Origin of the sequence: Arthrobacter oryzae (genome assembly GCF_037911235.1) — a bacterium.
Taxonomy (GTDB): Bacteria; Actinomycetota; Actinomycetes; order Actinomycetales; family Micrococcaceae; genus Arthrobacter; species Arthrobacter oryzae_E.
Map to the genome: position 1 here is coordinate 1 of NZ_JBBLYW010000024.1, position 17640 is coordinate 17640.

A 17640-nucleotide genomic window follows, 5' to 3' on the forward strand; every position below is an offset into this window, starting at 1 on the left:
CGTCGCTGACCTCCAACATCAGGGCGTTCCGGGTGATGGTCCGGAACGAAATGTTCCGGCGCGTGGAACTTTTCGCCGACGAGGCCGCTACCGAACTTGGAGAGCTCGACGGCGGCACCGGCTGGGATGCGGACCGTTGGGAGGAAGTCCTGGACGACTACTTCGACGAACACAACGACATCGGCACCGGGCCGGGCGCCCGCGGGCCGGGCCTGCTGATCATCACCGAGGAACCAGGGATGTGGAAAGTCCGGCAGATCTTCGACGATCCTGCCGGAAACCACGACTGGGGTATATCGGCGGAGGTGGACCTGGCGGCGTCGGATGAAACCGGCACCGCCGTAGTACGGGTGACCGACGTCAGCAGGCTCTGACCGGAGGCCGGCCGTCAGCCCAGGGCGGCACGGACCGTGTCCGCCCACAGCTGCTGTCCCGCGGAATTCGGATGGACGTCGTCTGCCAGCAGGCCTGGCAGGCCTCCGCGTGCACGAAAGGCCGCGTTGACATCGATCAGCGGGTAGCCGGCGCCCGGCGCCCACCCGCGAAGCGCGGCCACGCTGCCCGCCGTCTGCTCCTCCCACAGCCCCAGCGAAGGGTTCTGCAGCACGATTGCTCCCGGAACCGGCTCGGCCCACGTGGCGTCAGAGGCCGCCAGCAGCTCCGCCGCCCCCTCGTCAGCCCGGTCCGGGGACGGGTTGTGCCCAAAGTTCAGCACCGTGAACGAGGGCCGCACGGGCTGCATCCGGTGCAGGTGCTCGAGCGGATAAGCGTAGGAGGCGCCCGCCCGGGAGCCGTTCCAGACTGTGATGGCGCGGTCCGGGCCCGGGTAAACCGTCGGATGCGCATTCCAGTCGGCTGCGGCACCGTCCCAGAAGTGCAGGGTAACGGTTCCGCGAGCCGCCAACTCCCGGGCCCACAGGTCGACCCATTCGCCCGGTTCATCCCCGGTGGAGTCCCCCAGGACGCTGATGGTCAATGCCTCAGGGCTGCTGACCATCGCCCGGATGTCCGTGAGGGTCGCGGCCATCTCCGGAGCGGGAGCTTCCGGAGCAGCTGTCACGGCTGCCGGTTGTACCGGATCCGGGGGCGCGGCGGTCAATTGAAGAAGCATTCCGCCGGCAAGCGCGGCCGCTCCCACTACCAGCGCAATAATGAGCAGGAGTTTCGCCCGGGTGTGCTGCCCCGTCACGCCGTCCATTGTCCACCGCCGGTCATCTAGTAGGTTGGCACCGCCTGCCTCCCGCCGCATCGAGCAGGGCGGCAGGATTCAGTAGAGTGGACATCAAGCCCGAGCTTCAAAACACCCTCCAGCAGGGAGAGACGAGAACCACATCATGAGTGTAATCCGGCCAGCCACCGTAGACGACGTCCCCGTCATCCTGCAGATGATCCACGACCTGGCCGTCTACGAAAAGGAACCCCACGCCGTCCGGAACACCCCGGAAATGCTCACCGGGGTACTTTTCGGCGAACATCCGCGCGTGTACGCCGCGATGGCGGAGAACGAACCCGGTGACGTCCGGGGCTTCGCACTCTGGTTCCTGAACTATTCCACGTGGGAAGGCGTCCACGGCATCTACCTCGAGGACCTCTACGTGGCTCCGGAAGCACGCGGCGAGGGCCACGGCAAGGCGCTGCTGCAGCACCTCGCCGCCACCGCCGTCGAACACGGCTACGCCCGCGTTGAGTGGAGCGTCCTGGACTGGAATGAACCGTCCATCAACTTCTACAAGAAGCTGGGCGCGTTCCCTATGGAAGAGTGGTCCACGTTCCGGCTGACGGGGGAAGCCCTTCAGTCTTTCGGCACCGCCCGTGAGGCGCAGGTCCTTGGCTGATCTTCCGATGACCGGACTGGCCGCCGTGGGAATGCTGGAGGCCGCCGCCGTGCCGCACAAGGCCGTCCTGCATACTGTCAAGGCGCGGCACGAATACCGCGGAATGCGCACGGCCGAACACTTTTTCGAGGTGCCGCTGGACCACTTCGGTGACGGGTCCGGGGAGACGACCACGGTGTTTGCGCGGGAATACGTCTCCGCCGACCACAGCGAGGAAGAAGCCGCCGAACTCCCGTGGCTGCTCTACCTGCAGGGCGGCCCCGGCGGACGCGGTAACCGGTTCCCCTCGCTCGGCGGCTGGAGCAAGGCGGCGGCCAAGGACTTCCGCATCCTCATGCTGGACCAGCGCGGGACGGGGCTGTCCACCGTGATCGACCGCAACACGCTCCCGCTGCGCGGGAACGAAACGGACCAGCTGGAGTACCTGGCCCACTTCCGCGCGGACTCGATTGTGGCTGACGCCGAAGCCATCCGGCATGCCCTCGGGTCCGCCCCATGGACCATCTACGGACAAAGCTACGGCGGCTTCTGCGCGCTCAGCTACCTCTCCTTCGCCCCGGAGGGCCTGCGCGAGGCGCTGATCACCGGCGGACTCGCGCCGCTGCACGGCCCGGCGGACAGGGTGTACCAGGCCACCTACCGCCGCGTCGCCGCCCGCAACGCCGAATACTTCGCCTGGTACCCCGAGGACCGCGCCGCCGTCAGCCGGATTGCACGGCACCTTCGCGACACGGAGGAACACCTGCCCGACGGCGGGCGGCTCACCGTGGAGCGCTTCCAGATGGTGGGGTCGTTCCTTGGCGGCAACACCCGGGTGGACACCCTGCACCACCTCCTGGAGGACGCCTTTGTGGCCACGCCCGACGGTGAACGCCTCTCGGACGCGTTCCTGGAGCAGGTCCGTGGAATTGTCACGCGCGCCGGAAACCCGTTGTATGCCCTCATGCATGAATCGATCTACGGCCAGGGCGAGGCGACGGACTGGGCCGCGCTGCGGGTGCTCCAGGACTTCCCGGAATTCCGCCCGGACGCCGCCGAGCCGCTGCTGACCGGCGAAATGGTCTACCCCTGGTACTTCGAACAGGACCCGGCCCTGCGTCCGCTGCGGGACGTTGCACAGCTGCTGGCGGAAAAGCCCGACTGGAAACCGCTGTACAACCCGGAACGGCTGGCGTCGAACACCGTTCCCGTTGCCGCGGCGGTGTACAGCGAAGACATTTACGTTGACCGGGACCTCTCGCTCGAAACGGCCTCGGCGGTGCGCGGGCTCCAGGTCTGGGAGACGGCGGACTTCCACCACGACGGCATCGCGGACGACGGCGAAGGCATCTTCGGGCGCCTGCTGGGAATGGTGCGCTCAGTCCGCAAGTGAGCGGCCCCGGGCCGTGCGCGACATCCTGCCCGTGCGGCCGCCCGCCCGTCCGGGCAGTAGCGCGACGACGGCTGCGGCAAGGACGGCTCCAGCAACCAGGCCTCCCGCCAGGTTGAGCCCCGGGTAGCCCGCCCAGCTGAGGATGACGCCCGAGATGGCGCCGCCCGCCGCTCCGGCTGCTCCCATCAGCATGTCCGATACGCCCTGCACCACCACACGGTCTTCCTGGCGGACGCTTTCCGCCAGGAGCGTTGATCCTGCGATCGTTGCTGCGGACCAACCGAGCCCCAGCAGGACGAGTCCAACGGCGACTCCGGCGGTTGACCGCTGTCCCAGGCCGGCCACGGACACTGCCGCGAGCAGCAGGCCGAATCCGACGACCATGGTCTGCTTCCGCCCGGCTTTGTCCGTCAGCCACCCCATGACTGGCGACAACGCGAACATCCCGGCAATGTGCAGCGAGATAGTGAAGCCAATGATCACCAGGACGTCGCCGGAGGCGGTGTGCCCGTCGTGGGCGGCCGTGCCGGGACCGGCCACCAGCTCCTGAAGGTGCAGCGGGGTCACGGACATCACGCCCACCATGACGGCGTGGGCTCCCACGACGGCGGCAAGGGCCAGGACGGCGCCCTGCGAGCTGCGGGCCGCCCGCAAACCCCGGCCAAGGGCCCGCCCGCCGGGTGCGGCGGGCTGTGCTCCGGCTGAACCGCTCCCGGCTGACCCACTCCCGGCCGGCTGGCTCCCGGCCGCTGCGAGTTGCCGTGCGAACAGCAGCGGGTCCGGGCGGAGCCCTGCATGCAGCAAGGCGCAGGCCAGCACGAGTCCTGCGGCCGAAATGATGAACGGGCCCGCGATGGGCGGCAGACCCACCGCCTGGCCCACTACCGCGCCGGGCTGGATGAGGTTGGGTCCTGCCACGGCACCGATGGTGATGGCCCAGACGACGGCAGACAGGGCCCTCCCCCGGTGTTCGTCGTCGGCGAGGTCCACGGCCGCAAAGCGTGACTGCAGGCTTGACGCGGTGCCGACCCCCACGCCGGCCGTGCCCAGGAGCAGTAACACAAAGCTCCCTGACACCACGGAACCCACGATGCACACCATACCGGCGAGGGCTGCCGTGAGACCGGTCACCAGGCCGGCACGGCGGCCGCGGCGCTCGGCCAGCGAAGCGAGCGGCAGCGCCGAGAGGGCGGCGGCGAGTGTCATCACGGTGGCGACGGAGCCGGCCCAGACGCCGGACCCGGAAAGGTCCACTGCCAGCAACGAGCCGATGGCTACGGTGGCACCCGTGCCGATTCCGCTCAATAGCTGCGCGGCCCCCAGGAGGATGACGGTGCGCCGCTGGACGGCATGGCGTTGCAGGAGAAGCCGCTGCACGTGGCTAACTCCGGGCTCCGCCCCGGGAGTGTTTGCCATCTTCAGAGCATAGCCCCGCGTGGTCCGGGCAAACAGGGCCGCTGGACCAAGGATAGCCCGCAGAGGCAAACAACCCCGGCCAACGTCGTGACCGGGGTTGTTTGGTGCTTGTTCGAAGCGGTGCGAGACTTACTCGGCGTCGCTCATGCTCTTGCGGGCGTCCTCTTCGAGGCGGGCGTCCACCTTCGCCTGGGCAGCCTTGGAGCTCACCAGGCTGGCGATCACGGCGACAATGATGGTGCCCACGATGACCGCAAGTGAGACGAACGTGGGGATCTCGGGAGCCCACTCGATGTGCTTGCCGCCGTTAATGAACGGGAGTTCGTTGACGTGCATCGCGTGGAGGACCAGCTTGACGCCGATGAACGCCAGGATGAAGGACAGCGCGTGCTTCAGGTAGATCAGGCGGTTCATCAGGCCGCCGAGCAGGAAGTACAGCTGGCGCAGGCCCATGAGGGCAAAGAGGTTTGCGGTGAAGACGATGAACGGACTCTGCGTCAGGCCGAAGATCGCCGGAATGGAGTCAACGGCGAAGAGCAGGTCGGTCAGGCCGATTGTGACAAAGACGATCAGCATCGGGGTGAAGACCTTCTTGCCGTCAACCGTGGTGCGCAGCTTGCCGCCGTCGAACTTCTCCGACATCGGAATCACCTTGCGGAGCTTCGCGATCAGCGGGTTTTCCTTGTCCTCTTCGTCTTCGCCCTCGTCCTGGGCCTGCTTCCAGGCGGTCCAGAGCAGGAAGGCACCGAAGATGTAGAAGACCCAGCTGAACTGCTCGATCACGATGGCGCCGAGCAGGATGAAGATGCCGCGCAGGATCAGCGCGATGATGATGCCCACCATCAGCACTTCCTGCTGGTACTTACGGGGCACGGAGAAGCGCGCCATGATGATGATGAAGACAAAGAGGTTGTCGATGCTGAGGCTGTATTCCGTCACCCAGCCGGCAACGAATTGCCCGCCGTACTCCGGGCCTGTGAAGGCAAACATGGCGCCCGCAAAGACCAGGGCGAGCGTGACGTAGAACGCCACCCAGAGGCCTGCTTCCTTCATGGAAGGTTCGTGGGGGCGCCGGACAACCAGCAACAGGTCAATCAGGAGGATGAGGCCGAGGACGACGAGTGAGCCGACCTCGAACCAGACGGGTAGTTCGAGCACAGGGATACCTTTCGCAGGGTACAGAGATGCGGTGTAAGTCTCTCCGGCTTGCCTGCGCACTTGGTGCTGAAGCGGCAGCCCGCTACGCCCGGCAGGGCATCTATGCCGTGCGTGTTGACGATCGTAGCGCTTGGGATACTCCCCTACGTGACAACAACTTTACCCTAGGCGTGGCCGGCGGCCTGCATCTGCCGCAGTTCCTTCTTCAATTCCCCTACTTCATCGCGCAGCCGGGCGGCCAGTTCGAACTGCAGTTCGCCGGCCGCGGCATGCATCTGCTCCGTCAGCTGCTCGATCAGGCCCACAAGGTCCTCCGCCGGTGCGGCCGCCAGGCCGTCCTGGCGCACCTTGGAAGCTCCCTTGCCCTTGCCTCGGGTTTTGCCTGCGGTGGCCAGCAGTTCGCGGGTGTCCGCGTCCTCCTTGGCCAGCTGGTCGGTGATGTCCGCGATCTTTTTCCGCAGCGGCTGCGGGTCGATGCCGTTTTCGGTGTTGTAGGCCACCTGGATGGCGCGGCGACGGTTGGTCTCGTCGATGGCGTGCGCCATGGAATCGGTAATGCGGTCGGCGTACATGTGCACTTGTCCCGACACGTTACGGGCGGCGCGGCCGATGGTCTGGATCAGCGAGGTGGAGGACCGCAGGAAGCCTTCCTTGTCCGCGTCCAGGATGCTCACCAGCGAAACCTCGGGGAGGTCGAGGCCTTCCCGGAGCAGGTTGATGCCCACCAGGACGTCGAAGACACCCATGCGGAGTTCCCGCAGCAGCTCCACCCGGCGGAGCGTGTCCACGTCGGAGTGCAGGTACTCCACCTTCACGCCGTGGCCCAGCAGGTAGTCGGTGAGGTCCTCGGCCATCCGTTTGGTGAGCGTGGTGACCAGGACACGTTCGTTCTTCTCCGTGCGGGTCTTGATCTCCCCCAGCAGGTCATCGATCTGGCCCTTCGTGGGTTTGACCACAACCTCGGGGTCAATCAGGCCGGTGGGCCGGATGATCTGCTGCACGAAGCCGTCGGACTTGCCGAGTTCGTATTTGCCGGGCGTGGCGGACAGGTACACGGTTTGGCCCACGCGCTCCTGGAACTCGTCCCACTTAAGCGGCCGGTTGTCCATGGCGGAGGGCAGCCGGAAGCCGAAGTCCACCAGGTTCCGCTTGCGGGACATGTCGCCCTCGTACATGGCGCCGATCTGGGGCACGGTGACATGGGACTCATCGATCACCAGCAGGAAGTCGTCCGGGAAGTAGTCGAGGAGGCAGTGCGGCGCAGTTCCGCGGGCGCGGCCGTCGATGTGCGAGGAATAGTTTTCGATGCCGTTGCAGAAGCCCATCTGCTGCATCATTTCGAGGTCGTAGGTGGTGCGCATGCGGAGCCGCTGGGCTTCCACCAGCTTGTTCTGGCTTTCCAGCACCTGCAGCCGCTCAGCGAGTTCATCCTCGATCCGCTTGATGGCCCGTGCCATGCGTTCCGGTCCGGCAACGTAGTGCGAGGCCGGGAAGACGTACATCTCCTCTTCGTCCCGGATCACCTCGCCGGTCAGGGGATGGAGGGTGTGGATGTTCTCGATCTCATCGCCGAAGAATTCGATCCGGATGGCCAGTTCCTCGTACATCGGAATGATCTCCACGGTGTCGCCGCGGACCCGGAACGTGCCGCGGTGGAAGTCCATGTCGTTGCGGGTGTACTGCATGGAGACGAATTTCCGGAGCAGATCGTCACGGTTCATCTCCGCGCCTTTACGGAGCGTCACCATGCCCGCGATGTACTCTTCCGGCGTGCCCAGGCCGTAGATGCAGGACACGGTGGCCACCACAATCACGTCGCGCCGGGTCAGCAGTGCGTTGGTGGCGGAGTGGCGGAGGCGTTCGACTTCCTCGTTGACGGATGAGTCCTTCTCGATGAAGGTGTCCGTCTGCGCCACATAGGCTTCCGGCTGGTAATAGTCGTAGTAGGACACGAAGTACTCGACGGCATTATTGGGGAGCAGTTCGCGGAATTCGTTGGCCAGCTGCGCGGCGAGGGTCTTGTTCTGCACCATCACCAGGGTGGGGCGCTGGACCTGCTCAATGAGCCAGGCCGTCGTCGCGCTTTTACCGGTACCGGTGGCGCCGAGCAGCACCACGTCTTTTTCGCCGTTCTTGATGCGCTCGGTCAGTTCGGCGATGGCGGCCGGCTGGTCGCCTGCCGGCTTGAACTCACTGATGACCTCGAACGGAGCCACGACACGGTTGATTTCCTGGGCAAGACTCATGAATCTAATCTACCGCCGGGCTCTGACATCGTGACCTGATTCAGCTTTGGGCGGTACTGCCGGCAGGGCCGGCTGTTGGACCGGTGGCTGCCGCCCTCCCGTACGACGGCGGCAGCCAGCCTGTGCGCTGCACCCACGCGTCCATCCGGCCGGCGGCATGCTCCGTGAACCATGCTTCCTTGTCCGCGGCATAGGCCGCCGTCGACTTGTCCACGCTGTGGAGGGCTGCCACCCTCCGCTTTTCCGCCAGGTAGTCGCTTCTGGCCGCAGCGTCGTCACGGAGCCAGTCGCGGAAACACAGGGCAAAACACCAGCCGGGTGAACCCGCAGGACGGACATGCAGGTTGACCGGCCGGCCGGGGTCAGCATTACCATGCAGGCGCTTGGCCCAGTCCGCCGGATCAGGGTGCGACGGTTTGGGGCTGTCAGAAAACACCCCGGGCCAGAGAGGAAAGCCCGCCGCGGCCAGGAGCGGCGCGATCCGGTCCGCCGTCGCCAGGTCCGCCACGGTCAGCTGGAGGTCGATGATGTCTTTGGCGTCAAGCCCCGGTACGGCGGTGGAGCCGATGTGGTCCACCGCCACGATGTCCGCCGGGACCGCAACCTCCAGCCTGGCGGCCAGGCGGGCAGCCTGGGCTTCCCACGTCGGATCGGACGCGGCAAGTACCGGCCCGCCCGTTCGGGGGGCCGCCCGCTGCTTGCTGATGTTGTCCGCAAAAGGTGCCAGCCGACGGGCCCACAGCAGGTCAACGCCAGCTCTTAGTTCATCCACGGTTCCGGAGTTGTCCAGCACCACGTCCGCGGCGGCCAAGCGGTCCTCCCTCGCGGCCTGCGCCGCCATCCGGGACCTGGCCTGTTCCTCGGTCATGTTCCGCTGTTCCACCATGCGCCGCACCCGCACCTCATCGGGCGCATCCACCACCAGCACGAGATGGAAGTTAGGTCCCTGGCCAGTTTCCACCAGCAGCGGAATGTCCTGTACGACGACGGCGCCGGCCGGGGCGGCGTCGATCATCGCGGCGGCCCGCTCCCGGACCAGGGGATGAACGATGCCGTTGAGCATCGCGAGCCTGTCCGGGTCGCCGAACACCAGCGCGCCAAGCCGCGCACGGTCCAGCCCGCCGTCCGCAGCCAGCATGTCCTCCCCGAAAGCTTCCACCACGCGGGCCAGTCCGGGGGTGCCCGGCTCCACCACGTCACGCGCGAGGGCGTCGGCATCGACCAGCACGGCCCCCAGCTCCCGCAAGCGCGAGGCGACAACTGACTTCCCCGAGGCGATGCCGCCCGTCAACCCGATCTTCAGCACCCCACCAGACTAGTCCCCGCCGTCCCCCTGGCAGCGTGGGCCCATGCCCGAACTAGACTTGGGCGGTGCAAGAGCAAGAGAGTCGGGCCACGGCCTACACCACCCTGGCTGCCGGGCCGGACTTTCGCCACGAACTGGAGATCAAACGGTCGAGGTTCATCACCGTGATCCGGCGTACCGGGGACGAAGACGGTGCGAGGGCCCTGGTGGCCGGACTGCGCAAGGAATTCCACGACGCCCGGCACCACTGCTCGGCCTTCGTACTAGGGCCGGACCGTGACATCCAGCGTTCCAGCGACGACGGCGAACCGTCCGGGACCGCCGGCATCCCCATGCTCGAAGCCCTCCTCCGGCGGGAGACAGCGCCCGGGGTGACGGACCTCAGCGACATCACCGCCGTCGTCGTCCGCTATTTTGGCGGTATTCTCCTTGGGGCCGGCGGACTGGTGCGCGCCTATTCCGAATCGGTGTCCTCCGCGCTGGAACTGGCACCCCTGGTCCGGCGCAGCCGGCTGCGGATCTGTTCGGTGGAAGTTCCGCATTCGGCGGCCGGGCGGCTGGAAAACGACCTCCGCACAGCAGGCTATGTGATGGCGGATACCAGCTACGGGGCCAGCAACACTGTCCTCAGGATGGCCCTGGCTGACCAGCCTGACGAACTCGACCGGGCCGCCGCACGGCTTGCGTCCCTGACAGCCGGCAGCGCCGTCCTGCGGCCGGAAGAAACGGAATGGATCGATGTCCCCTTCTGAACAACCACCCCTGACGGGCCGGGTGGAACTGCTCGACGTCACCGGGGAAGTCCTCGAGGCCCTGCTGGACCTCGCCCTGACGGACGCCGCGGCCGACGATGTCACTCCCCCGCTAGGCGCCACTCCCGGCTGGAACGAGGACCGGGTCAGCTGGTTCCGCGACTATCATCGCGCCGCGGCAGCCGGCCTCGACGGGCCGGGCGGCCAGAAGTCCTGGGCAATCAGCTGTGGCGGGCAGGTTGCCGGGTCGATCCGGCTCAAGCGAACCGGAACAGCGCCGTCCGGTATCCCTGCCCTGGAAACGGGCCTGTGGCTGGGCCGGAGCTTCCGGGGACGGGGAATTGGCCGGGAGGCGTTGAAAATTGTCTGTGCTGTGGCGTTAGGCTCAGGCGCTGCGTGGCTGCAGGCAGAAACCACTGCCGGAAATTCGGCAGCGCAGGCACTCCTGCGCTCCGCGGGCGCCGAGCTGGCCCCGAACGGTGCGGGTTCCCAAGTGACTGCGCGGATCAAGCTGCGATGAGGCTGCCCTCGCCACGCGGCCGGGTCCGGTGGTTGGATGGATGGAAAGTGTTGAACTCTATGGAGGAGGCACCCGGTGGAAGATCCCTTCGACCTTGAACGGTTCGTGCAGGCCCAGGACACGAACGGGACATACCAGAGGGCCCTCGAAGAGCTAATAGACGGGGAGAAGCAGAGCCACTGGATGTGGTTCATCTTCCCGCAGATCGCCGGCCTCGGACAGAGCGCCACCTCCCGGAAATATGCCATCACCTCGCTGGCCGAGGCCAACGCCTACCTGCGGCACCCCGTACTTGCTCCGCGGCTCCGCGAGTGTGCAGGGGCTGTTGCCGCCCACACCGGGCTCAGCGCCGTCCGCATCTTCGGCGGGATCGACGCCCGGAAGCTCCAGTCCTCCATGACGCTCTTCCTCCGGGCCGCACCGGACGAGCCCGTGTTCCAGGAGGTCCTTGACCTGTACTTCGACGGTTCCCCGGATCCTGCAACCGACCGGTTACTGGGCTAGACAAAGGCTCCCGGGTAAACAAAAAGGTGGCCGCCCCCTTTCGGGGACGGCCACCTTCAGCTAGCTAACTGCCTGGACCCTAAGGAATTACGTCCTCAGGAAACCGGGAAATTAGTTGCCGGTCAGCTTCTCACGCAGTGCTGCAAGAGCCTCGTCCGAAGCAAGCGTGCCTGCACCGGTCTCGGCTGCAGCAGGCTCGGAGGAGTAGCTGGTGGTGCCGGAATCGCTGTCACCGGACGTTGCAGCTGCAGCGTCGTCGGCAGCGTGCTGGGCAACCTGCTTCTTGTGTGCTTCCCAGCGGGTCTGGGCGTCAGCGTACTGCTGCTCCCAGGCTGCGCGCTGGTTCTCGTAGCCTTCAAGCCACTCGTTGGACTCCGGGTCGAAGCCCTCCGGGTACTTGTAGTTGCCCTCTTCGTCGTACTCAGCGGCCATGCCGTAGAGAGCCGGATCGAATTCGGTGCTGTCGGCGTCAACGCCCTCGTTAGCCTGCTTGAGGGAGAGGGAGATGCGGCGGCGCTCGAGGTCGATGTCGATGACCTTGACGAACAGCTCGTCACCAACGGAGACAACCTGCTCAGCCAGCTCCACGTGGCGGACAGCCAGCTCGGAGATGTGAACGAGGCCCTCGATGCCGTCTTCGACGCGAACGAACGCACCGAACGGAACGAGCTTGGTGACCTTACCCGGAACAACCTGGCCGAGGGCGTGGGTGCGGGCGAAGGTCTGCCACGGATCTTCCTGCGTAGCCTTGAGCGACAGGGAAACACGCTCGCGGTCCAGGTCGACCTCGAGAACCTCGACGGTGACTTCCTGGCCAACTTCGACAACCTCGGACGGGTGGTCGATGTGCTTCCAGGACAGCTCGGAAACGTGAACCAGGCCGTCTACGCCGCCCAGGTCCACGAAGGCACCGAAGTTGACGATGGAGGAAACGACGCCGGGACGAACCTGGCCCTTTTCCAGCTTGTTGAGGAACGTGGAGCGGACCTCGGACTGGGTCTGCTCGAGCCATGCACGGCGGGACAGCACAACGTTGTTGCGGTTCTTGTCCAGCTCGATGATCTTGGCTTCGATCTGCTGACCGATGTACGGAGCAAGGTCGCGCACACGGCGCATCTCGACGAGGGATGCGGGCAGGAAGCCGCGCAGACCGATGTCGAGGATAAGACCACCCTTGACAACCTCGATGACGGTACCGGTGACGACACCGTCTTCTTCCTTGACCTTCTCGATGTCGCCCCAGGCGCGCTCGTACTGAGCACGCTTCTTGGAGAGGATCAGGCGGCCTTCTTTGTCTTCCTTGGTGAGCACCAGGGCTTCGACCTGATCGCCAACGGAGACAACGTCTCCGGGATCAACGTCGTGCTTGATGGACAGCTCGCGGGAGGGGATGACACCTTCGGTCTTGTAACCGATGTCGAGCAGAACTTCGTCGCGGTCGACCTTGACGACGGTACCTTCGACGAGATCTCCGTCGTTGAAGTACTTGATGGTGGCGTCGACAGCTGCGAGGAAGTCCTCAGCGGTACCGATGTCGTTAATCGCGACTACGGGGGTACCGGGCTTCTCGGTGGAGGTGATGGTCATGTAGTAGGGGCTCCGTTGTGGATAGTTAGTCGGTCAGGCGGACCGCCGCCCACCCGTATTGACGAGTGCGCGGATGATGGCAGAACACATGGATCTGCCAGGTTCATCCTGATTTGTGGATTCTAGATACGCGCACGTAGTACACGCCCGTTTATTCTAGTCGTACCCTCCAACGCCGGTCAAAGCGGCGGGCGCGGGAACGACGGCCTGAAACCGCTTTAGAAATGCGTCAGGCAGTGGGGCGCCCGCTCGACTTCGAACATGAGCCTCGCCCGCAGTGCGGCACCGGACGTGTGTTCCCGGATCCGCCCCGCCGCCTTCAACGTCACCGGACACACCGCGCCGAGGTAGATGGAGGCGAGATCAGCCACGTCCATCAACAGGTCCGGGTGCGCCCCTGCCGGTGCCGCCGAAACACTGGCCGCGCCGCCGCTGACGTCGAGGATGTACGTCCCGCCGGCGAATCCCAGGGCGTCCTCAACAGCAAGGACCAGCCTGCCGTCCGCGGAGTAGCGCCGGGCACCCAGCGCCCGGACGCTGTCGAGCATCCGGAGCCAGAGCATATCCCGGTGGTCGGACGCCTCGACGCAGCGCGGATCCTCGAGGGCCCACACCAGCGGATCGTCCACCGGTGCGTCCGCCCAGCTGACGCGCTGGATGAGGTCGATGCTGCCCAGGAACTGCCAGAGCTCCAGGTACGCGTCATCCGTTGCTGCCACCAGGTCCACGACTTCCACTGTGTAGGGCTTGGTGTCCCAGCCGGCGAATTTGTACGAGACGTAGCCGTCCACCGTTCCGGCAGCGTCGTAATGCAGCGCGCACTTGATGGCTTCATCTTCATTGCCGTCGCGGCCCACGGTTCCGGAGATGTTCTGCCGGTAGGCGTCCTGCCGGACGATGGAACCGGGAGTGTGGCGGTGCACGCGCTTGAACACTTCAGGGGCCAGTTCGAGGAGCACCTTCCGGTCTGCGATCTCCACCGTGCCGGAAGGCTGGTGGCGGAGGTTAAACCGTGGTCCGGTATCCACCTTGATGCTGCGCTCAAACGTGGCAACGCCGTAGCCGAACCTGCCGTAAATGGAGCCCTCGGAAGCGGTCAGCGCCGCCATCGCCAGGCCGTCCGCCTTCGCCGCGGCAAGGTCTTCCGTCATCATGCGGCGCAGGAGGCCCTGGCGCCGGTGCGTTCCGCGCACGGTTACCGCCGTCACCATGTGCGCGAGGAGCTGACGGCCGTACCCCACATTCAGGTCCCTGCGAAGGGTGCCGAATGTTGCTACGGGGATGCCGGCGCCCAATGAATGCTGTGCCACCGCACCCGTCTGGTAGACACCGGTCAGCTCGCGTCCGTCCGTCCGGTACATGGCCATGATCTTGTCAACGTAATCGTCGTTCCGGCGGGTGTCGTGGAATCCGAAGCCCACGGCCTGGATCCAAGCGGTTCCCTGCTCATAGCCGGACACACCCTTCTCAGCTGCCCTGAAACGCCGGATCTCATACTTGTCTGCCACGTGCTGCTCCCCCTTGAACCGAATATGTGACCGCGCAGGACGCCGGGTCAGCGGCGTCCTGCGTGTCCTGAACTGCTAGTGCCCGGCGTCGTACCAGCTCGGACCCACACCTATCTGGACGTCCAGCGGAACGCTGAGATCCGCGGCGGAGCCCATCTGCTCGGTGACGAGCTTCTCTACCGCGGCCCGTTCGCCGGCAGCCACTTCAAGCACCAGTTCGTCGTGGACCTGCAGGAGCATGCGCGACTTCAGTCCCTGGGCCTTCAGTTCCGCGTGCACTCCCAGCATGGCGCGCTTGATGATGTCCGCTGCCGATCCCTGGATGGGAGAGTTCAGCGCAATGCGTTCCGCGTTTTCCCGGAGCTGCCGGTCCGTGCTGGTGAGGTCAGGGAGGTACCGGCGGCGGCCCTCGATGGTGGCGGTGTAACCGTCGATCCTTGCCTGGTCCACCACACCGCGGAGGTAGTCGCGCACGGCTCCGAACCGGTCGAAGTACTCCTTCATCAGGGTTCGGGCCTCGTCCACGGAGATCTCCAGCTGCTTGGAGAGCCCGAATGAGGTCAGGCCGTAGGCAAGGCCGTAGGACATCGCCTTGACCTTCGAGCGCATGGCACTGGTGACCTGGTCCGTGGGGACGTGGAAGATGTTGGATCCCACGAACCGGTGGAGGTCTTCGCCGTCCCGGTATGCCTGGATCAGGCCGGCATCACCCGAGAGGTGTGCCATGATGCGCATCTCGATCTGCGAATAGTCCGCGGACAGGAGGCATTCGTAGCCGTCGCTGACCACAAAGATGCCCCGGACGCGCCGGCCTTCTTCGCTGCGGATGGGGATGTTCTGCAGGTTGGGGTTGTTGGAGGAGATCCTGCCGGTGGCCGCCACGTTCTGCGCGTACGTGGTGTGGATCCGGCCGTCCTCGGCGACCGACTTCTTCAGCGATTCCAGCATCTGGCGAAGCTTCGACGATTCCCGGTGCGCCATCAGCTGGACAAGGAATTCGTGCCCCGTCTTTTCGAGCAGGTTCTTCAGCGAAGCAGCGTCAGTGGTGTAACCGGACTTGATCTTCTTGGTCTTCGGCAACTGCAGTTCGTCGAAGAGCACCGTTTGCAGCTGTTTCGGTGATCCCAGGTTGACCTCGTGGCCGATTGCGGCGAAGGCAAGATCCTGGGCGTTGTCGATCACTTTGGCGAGGTCGGCCAGCTGCTCATCCATCCGCGCCATGTCGATGGCGATTCCGGCGAGCTCCATATCGGCCAGCACCCGGCTGACCGGAAGCTCGAGGGTGGAGAGCAGTTCCTCCGCTTTGCGCTCCTTCAGCTCCGCCTCGAAATAGCGGCTGAGGGTCTGGACGACGGCGGCAGCGTGGACGAGTTCGCCGGCGGCGGCGGCGTCATCGCCGTCGAACGCCAGTTCCAGCTGCCCGGCCTTCGCAACGGCGGTGGAGATTTCGATGTTGAGGTGGTGCTGCGCCAGCTCCGCGAGCTCGTAGGTGCGGCGGTCGGGCTGAATGAGGTAGCCGGATATCGACGTATCGTCGACGACGCCTTCCAGTTCCAGGCCGCGGGCAGTCAGGGCCTTAAGTGCCGCCTTGAAGCCATGCATCACCTTGGGCGCTTCCGGGTCGCGCAGCCACGCTGCAAGGACGTTTTCGGCCTCGGCATCCTGGCTGGAAAGATCGATGTAAACCGCGGCTCCGTCCCGGACGATCGCCAGCGCAGCGGCGTCCTCGCCGATGCGCCCCGGAACGAGGTCGACGGCGACGGCGGACCGTTGACCGGCGCCTGCGGCGAGGAAGGCACTGAGCTCGGACGCACCGGCGGGCGTGACGTAGTCAGGAACATCAAGGCTTTCCCGCTCGGCGAGGTCAACGTCTTCGCTGCCGTAGAGGGCAAAGAGGCGGCTGCGGATGGTTTTGAACTCAAGCTCATCGAACAATTGCTCCAGGGCGGCCTGGTCCGGCCGCGGCTCTGCAAGATCGTCCAGTGTCACGGGAAGTTCCAGGTCTGTGTGGAGCCTGTTGAGCCGGCGGTTCCGCTTCACGGCCTCAACGTTCTCCCGGAGGGCGTCGCCAACTTTGCCGCCGATCGCGTCGAGGTGTTCCAGCACGCCTTCCAGACCGCCGTAGAGGTTGATCCACTTGGCGGCTGTCTTGGGACCGACACCGGGCACGCCCGGGAGGTTGTCCGCCGTCTCGCCTACCAGGGCTGCCAGGTCGGAGTACTCGGCCGGGCTGACAAAGTACTTTTCCTGGATGGCGGGGGCATCCAGCCGGGGAATGTCGCTGACGCCCTTCCTGGGGTACAGCACGAACACATTGTCCGTAATCAGCTGGAAGGCATCCCGGTCGCCCGTCACCAGCAGCACTTCGTAGCCTGCCTTTTCCCCCATGGCGGCGAGCGTGGCCAGGATGTCGTCCGCTTCATAGCCGGGCAGCTTGATGGTCTTGATGCCCCAGGCGTTCATGACCTTGTCGATGAGGTCGATCTGGCCGCTCATTTCACGGGGAGTCTCGTTGCGGCCCCCCTTGTACTCGCTGTACTCGGCCTTACGGTGGGTGGTTTCATCGGAAACGTCGAAGGCCACGGCGATGTGGGTGGGCTTCTGCTCCTTGATCAGGTTGATGAGCATGGACGTGAACCCGTGGATCGCGTTGGTGTGCTGTCCCGAGGCAGTGGAGAACTTGTCTGCCGGAAGGGCGAAGAACGCCCGGAACGCCATGGAGTGACCGTCCAGCACCAGGAGTCGGGGCTGGTCGGTGATGGGAATCACGGGGGCCACGGTGGCGGAAACCGGCTCCGCGGTGCGTGTGGTTTTCCGGGCGGGCTTGGCCGCAGTCGCTGATGCGGACTCAGGTGCCGGGAGGATGTCTGCTGCAGATGGGGCAAGGGCCGGTTTGGTAGTTTCGCTCACAGGTGCCAGCCTAGTTCCCATGATGGACAATTTCACGCCCGGGCAGTTCGCTGGCGAACTGGCGGCCGCTGGCGTCCCCGAAGAAATGCACGAGTGGCTTGGCGAATACGGTGTTGGCGCCCTGGTGGTGAAGATGGGCATCCACTTCCTCGAAATGAGCCCGGAACGCACCGTCGCCACCATGCCGGTGGAAGGCAACACACAGGTGGCCGGGATCCTGCACGGCGGCGCCCACGTGGTGCTGGCAGAGACGCTCGGTTCGTTTGCCGCAGGGATGCACGCCGGTCCGGGACGGCAGGCGCTGGGAATTGAGGTGGGAGCCACGCACCACCGTGCCATCACCGCCGGCACGGTGACAGGAACCTGCACGGCCATCCACCTTGGCCGCACGCTCACCACGCACGAGGTCGTGATGACCGACGAGAAGGGCCGCCGCCTTTCGACGGCTCGCATCACCAACCTGATCAGGGACGTCGCTCCCTGACGGAGCTCCTGAGGTGTCAGCGCCCGACGTTCAGCGCCTACG

Annotated in this window: 15 protein-coding genes; 7 read left to right on the top strand and 8 right to left on the bottom strand. The window is 65.6% G+C overall.

All coding sequences use genetic code 11. The features are described 5' to 3' along the window. On the top strand, positions 1 to 374 hold a 374-nt coding region (locus tag WMN78_RS07755; protein ID WP_340533077.1), incomplete at its 5' end, for a DUF3516 domain-containing protein. A gap of 14 nt (positions 375 to 388) precedes the next feature. On the opposite strand, the gene WMN78_RS07760 is transcribed toward WMN78_RS07755, so the two are convergent. Further along, positions 389 to 1189, bottom strand: a complete 801-nt coding sequence (locus WMN78_RS07760) for an SGNH/GDSL hydrolase family protein (RefSeq protein ID WP_340533078.1) — start codon at positions 1187 to 1189, stop codon at positions 389 to 391. A 145-nt stretch (positions 1190 to 1334) separates the two neighbouring features. Here WMN78_RS07760 and WMN78_RS07765 point away from each other — a divergent pair, with 145 nt between their 5' ends. Both WMN78_RS07765 and WMN78_RS07770 read left to right on the top strand, forming a co-directional pair. Beyond that, on the top strand, positions 1335 to 1835 hold the full coding sequence (locus tag WMN78_RS07765; protein WP_340533079.1) for a GNAT family N-acetyltransferase: 501 nt from the start codon (positions 1335 to 1337) through the stop codon (positions 1833 to 1835). Positions 1836 to 1866: 31 nt separating this feature from the next. After that, on the top strand, positions 1867 to 3207 hold the full coding sequence (locus tag WMN78_RS07770) for an alpha/beta fold hydrolase (protein WP_340533201.1): 1341 nt from the start codon (positions 1867 to 1869) through the stop codon (positions 3205 to 3207). On the opposite strand, the gene WMN78_RS07775 is transcribed toward WMN78_RS07770, so the two are convergent. The 4 genes from WMN78_RS07775 to coaE all read right to left on the bottom strand — a co-directional run bounded on the left by WMN78_RS07775 (position 3193) and on the right by coaE (position 9333). Continuing rightward, positions 3193 to 4623: an MFS transporter gene (locus WMN78_RS07775; protein WP_340533081.1), complete on the bottom strand. Its 1431-nt coding sequence runs from the start codon at positions 4621 to 4623 to the stop codon at positions 3193 to 3195. The genes WMN78_RS07770 and WMN78_RS07775 overlap by 15 nt on opposite strands. Before the next feature lie 129 nt (positions 4624 to 4752). Beyond that, on the bottom strand, positions 4753 to 5781 hold the full coding sequence (locus WMN78_RS07780) for a TerC family protein (RefSeq protein WP_340533083.1): 1029 nt from the start codon (positions 5779 to 5781) through the stop codon (positions 4753 to 4755). A gap of 164 nt (positions 5782 to 5945) precedes the next feature. After that, complete coding sequence (gene uvrB / locus WMN78_RS07785) at positions 5946 to 8027, bottom strand: excinuclease ABC subunit UvrB (RefSeq protein ID WP_340533085.1); 2082 nt, start codon at positions 8025 to 8027, stop codon at positions 5946 to 5948. Positions 8028 to 8067: 40 nt separating this feature from the next. Then, positions 8068 to 9333: a dephospho-CoA kinase gene (gene coaE / locus WMN78_RS07790; RefSeq protein ID WP_340533087.1), complete on the bottom strand. Its 1266-nt coding sequence runs from the start codon at positions 9331 to 9333 to the stop codon at positions 8068 to 8070. A 65-nt stretch (positions 9334 to 9398) separates the two neighbouring features. On the opposite strand from coaE, the gene WMN78_RS07795 reads away from it, so the two are divergent. The 3 genes from WMN78_RS07795 (at position 9399) to WMN78_RS07805 (ending at position 11109) form a co-directional block, all read left to right on the top strand. Continuing rightward, the gene (locus WMN78_RS07795) at positions 9399 to 10085 is read left to right on the top strand and encodes a YigZ family protein (protein WP_340533088.1); all 687 of its coding nucleotides are present in this window, start codon (positions 9399 to 9401) and stop codon (positions 10083 to 10085) included. Further along, entirely contained in the window at positions 10072 to 10605 is a 534-nt protein-coding gene (locus WMN78_RS07800) for a GNAT family N-acetyltransferase (RefSeq protein WP_340533089.1), read from the top strand. Before WMN78_RS07795 ends, WMN78_RS07800 begins: the two co-directional genes overlap by 14 nt. A 75-nt stretch (positions 10606 to 10680) precedes the next feature. After that, complete coding sequence (locus WMN78_RS07805) at positions 10681 to 11109, top strand: DUF1810 domain-containing protein (RefSeq protein ID WP_340533091.1); 429 nt, start codon at positions 10681 to 10683, stop codon at positions 11107 to 11109. Between the two features lie 111 nt (positions 11110 to 11220). Here the strand turns inward: WMN78_RS07805 and rpsA are convergent, their stop codons facing one another. From rpsA to polA, 3 genes are all read right to left on the bottom strand, one after another. After that, positions 11221 to 12696: a 30S ribosomal protein S1 gene (gene rpsA / locus WMN78_RS07810; protein WP_011691911.1), complete on the bottom strand. Its 1476-nt coding sequence runs from the start codon at positions 12694 to 12696 to the stop codon at positions 11221 to 11223. 218 nt (positions 12697 to 12914) lie between these two features. Next, entirely contained in the window at positions 12915 to 14204 is a 1290-nt protein-coding gene (locus WMN78_RS07815) for a GNAT family N-acetyltransferase (protein WP_340533093.1), read from the bottom strand. 75 nt (positions 14205 to 14279) lie between these two features. Continuing rightward, positions 14280 to 17135, bottom strand: a complete 2856-nt coding sequence (gene polA / locus WMN78_RS07820; RefSeq protein ID WP_340533095.1) for a DNA polymerase I — start codon at positions 17133 to 17135, stop codon at positions 14280 to 14282. On the opposite strand from polA, the gene WMN78_RS07825 reads away from it, so the two are divergent. Continuing rightward, a complete protein-coding gene (locus tag WMN78_RS07825; protein ID WP_340533097.1) occupies positions 17134 to 17598 on the top strand; it encodes a hotdog fold thioesterase in 465 nt (154 codons plus the stop codon). The two genes, polA and WMN78_RS07825, sit on opposite strands and share 2 nt — an antisense overlap. The last annotated feature ends 42 nt before the right edge of the window (positions 17599 to 17640 follow it).

What these genes read in the sequence shown, in the direction of transcription:
- WMN78_RS07765 (WP_340533079.1), top strand. Translation starts at nt 1,335, where the DNA reads ATGAGTGTAATCCGGCCAGCCACCGTAGACGACGTCCCCGTCATCCTG.
- WMN78_RS07770 (WP_340533201.1), top strand. Translation starts at nt 1,867, where the DNA reads ATGCTGGAGGCCGCCGCCGTGCCGCACAAGGCCGTCCTGCATACTGTC.
- WMN78_RS07775 (WP_340533081.1), bottom strand. Translation starts at nt 4,623, where the DNA reads ATGGCAAACACTCCCGGGGCGGAGCCCGGAGTTAGCCACGTGCAGCGG.
- uvrB (WP_340533085.1), bottom strand. Translation starts at nt 8,027, where the DNA reads ATGAGTCTTGCCCAGGAAATCAACCGTGTCGTGGCTCCGTTCGAGGTC.
- WMN78_RS07800 (WP_340533089.1), top strand. Translation starts at nt 10,072, where the DNA reads ATGTCCCCTTCTGAACAACCACCCCTGACGGGCCGGGTGGAACTGCTC.
- rpsA (WP_011691911.1), bottom strand. Translation starts at nt 12,696, where the DNA reads ATGACCATCACCTCCACCGAGAAGCCCGGTACCCCCGTAGTCGCGATT.
- WMN78_RS07825 (WP_340533097.1), top strand. Translation starts at nt 17,134, where the DNA reads ATGATGGACAATTTCACGCCCGGGCAGTTCGCTGGCGAACTGGCGGCC.
- polA (WP_340533095.1), bottom strand. Translation starts at nt 17,135, where the DNA reads ATGGGAACTAGGCTGGCACCTGTGAGCGAAACTACCAAACCGGCCCTT.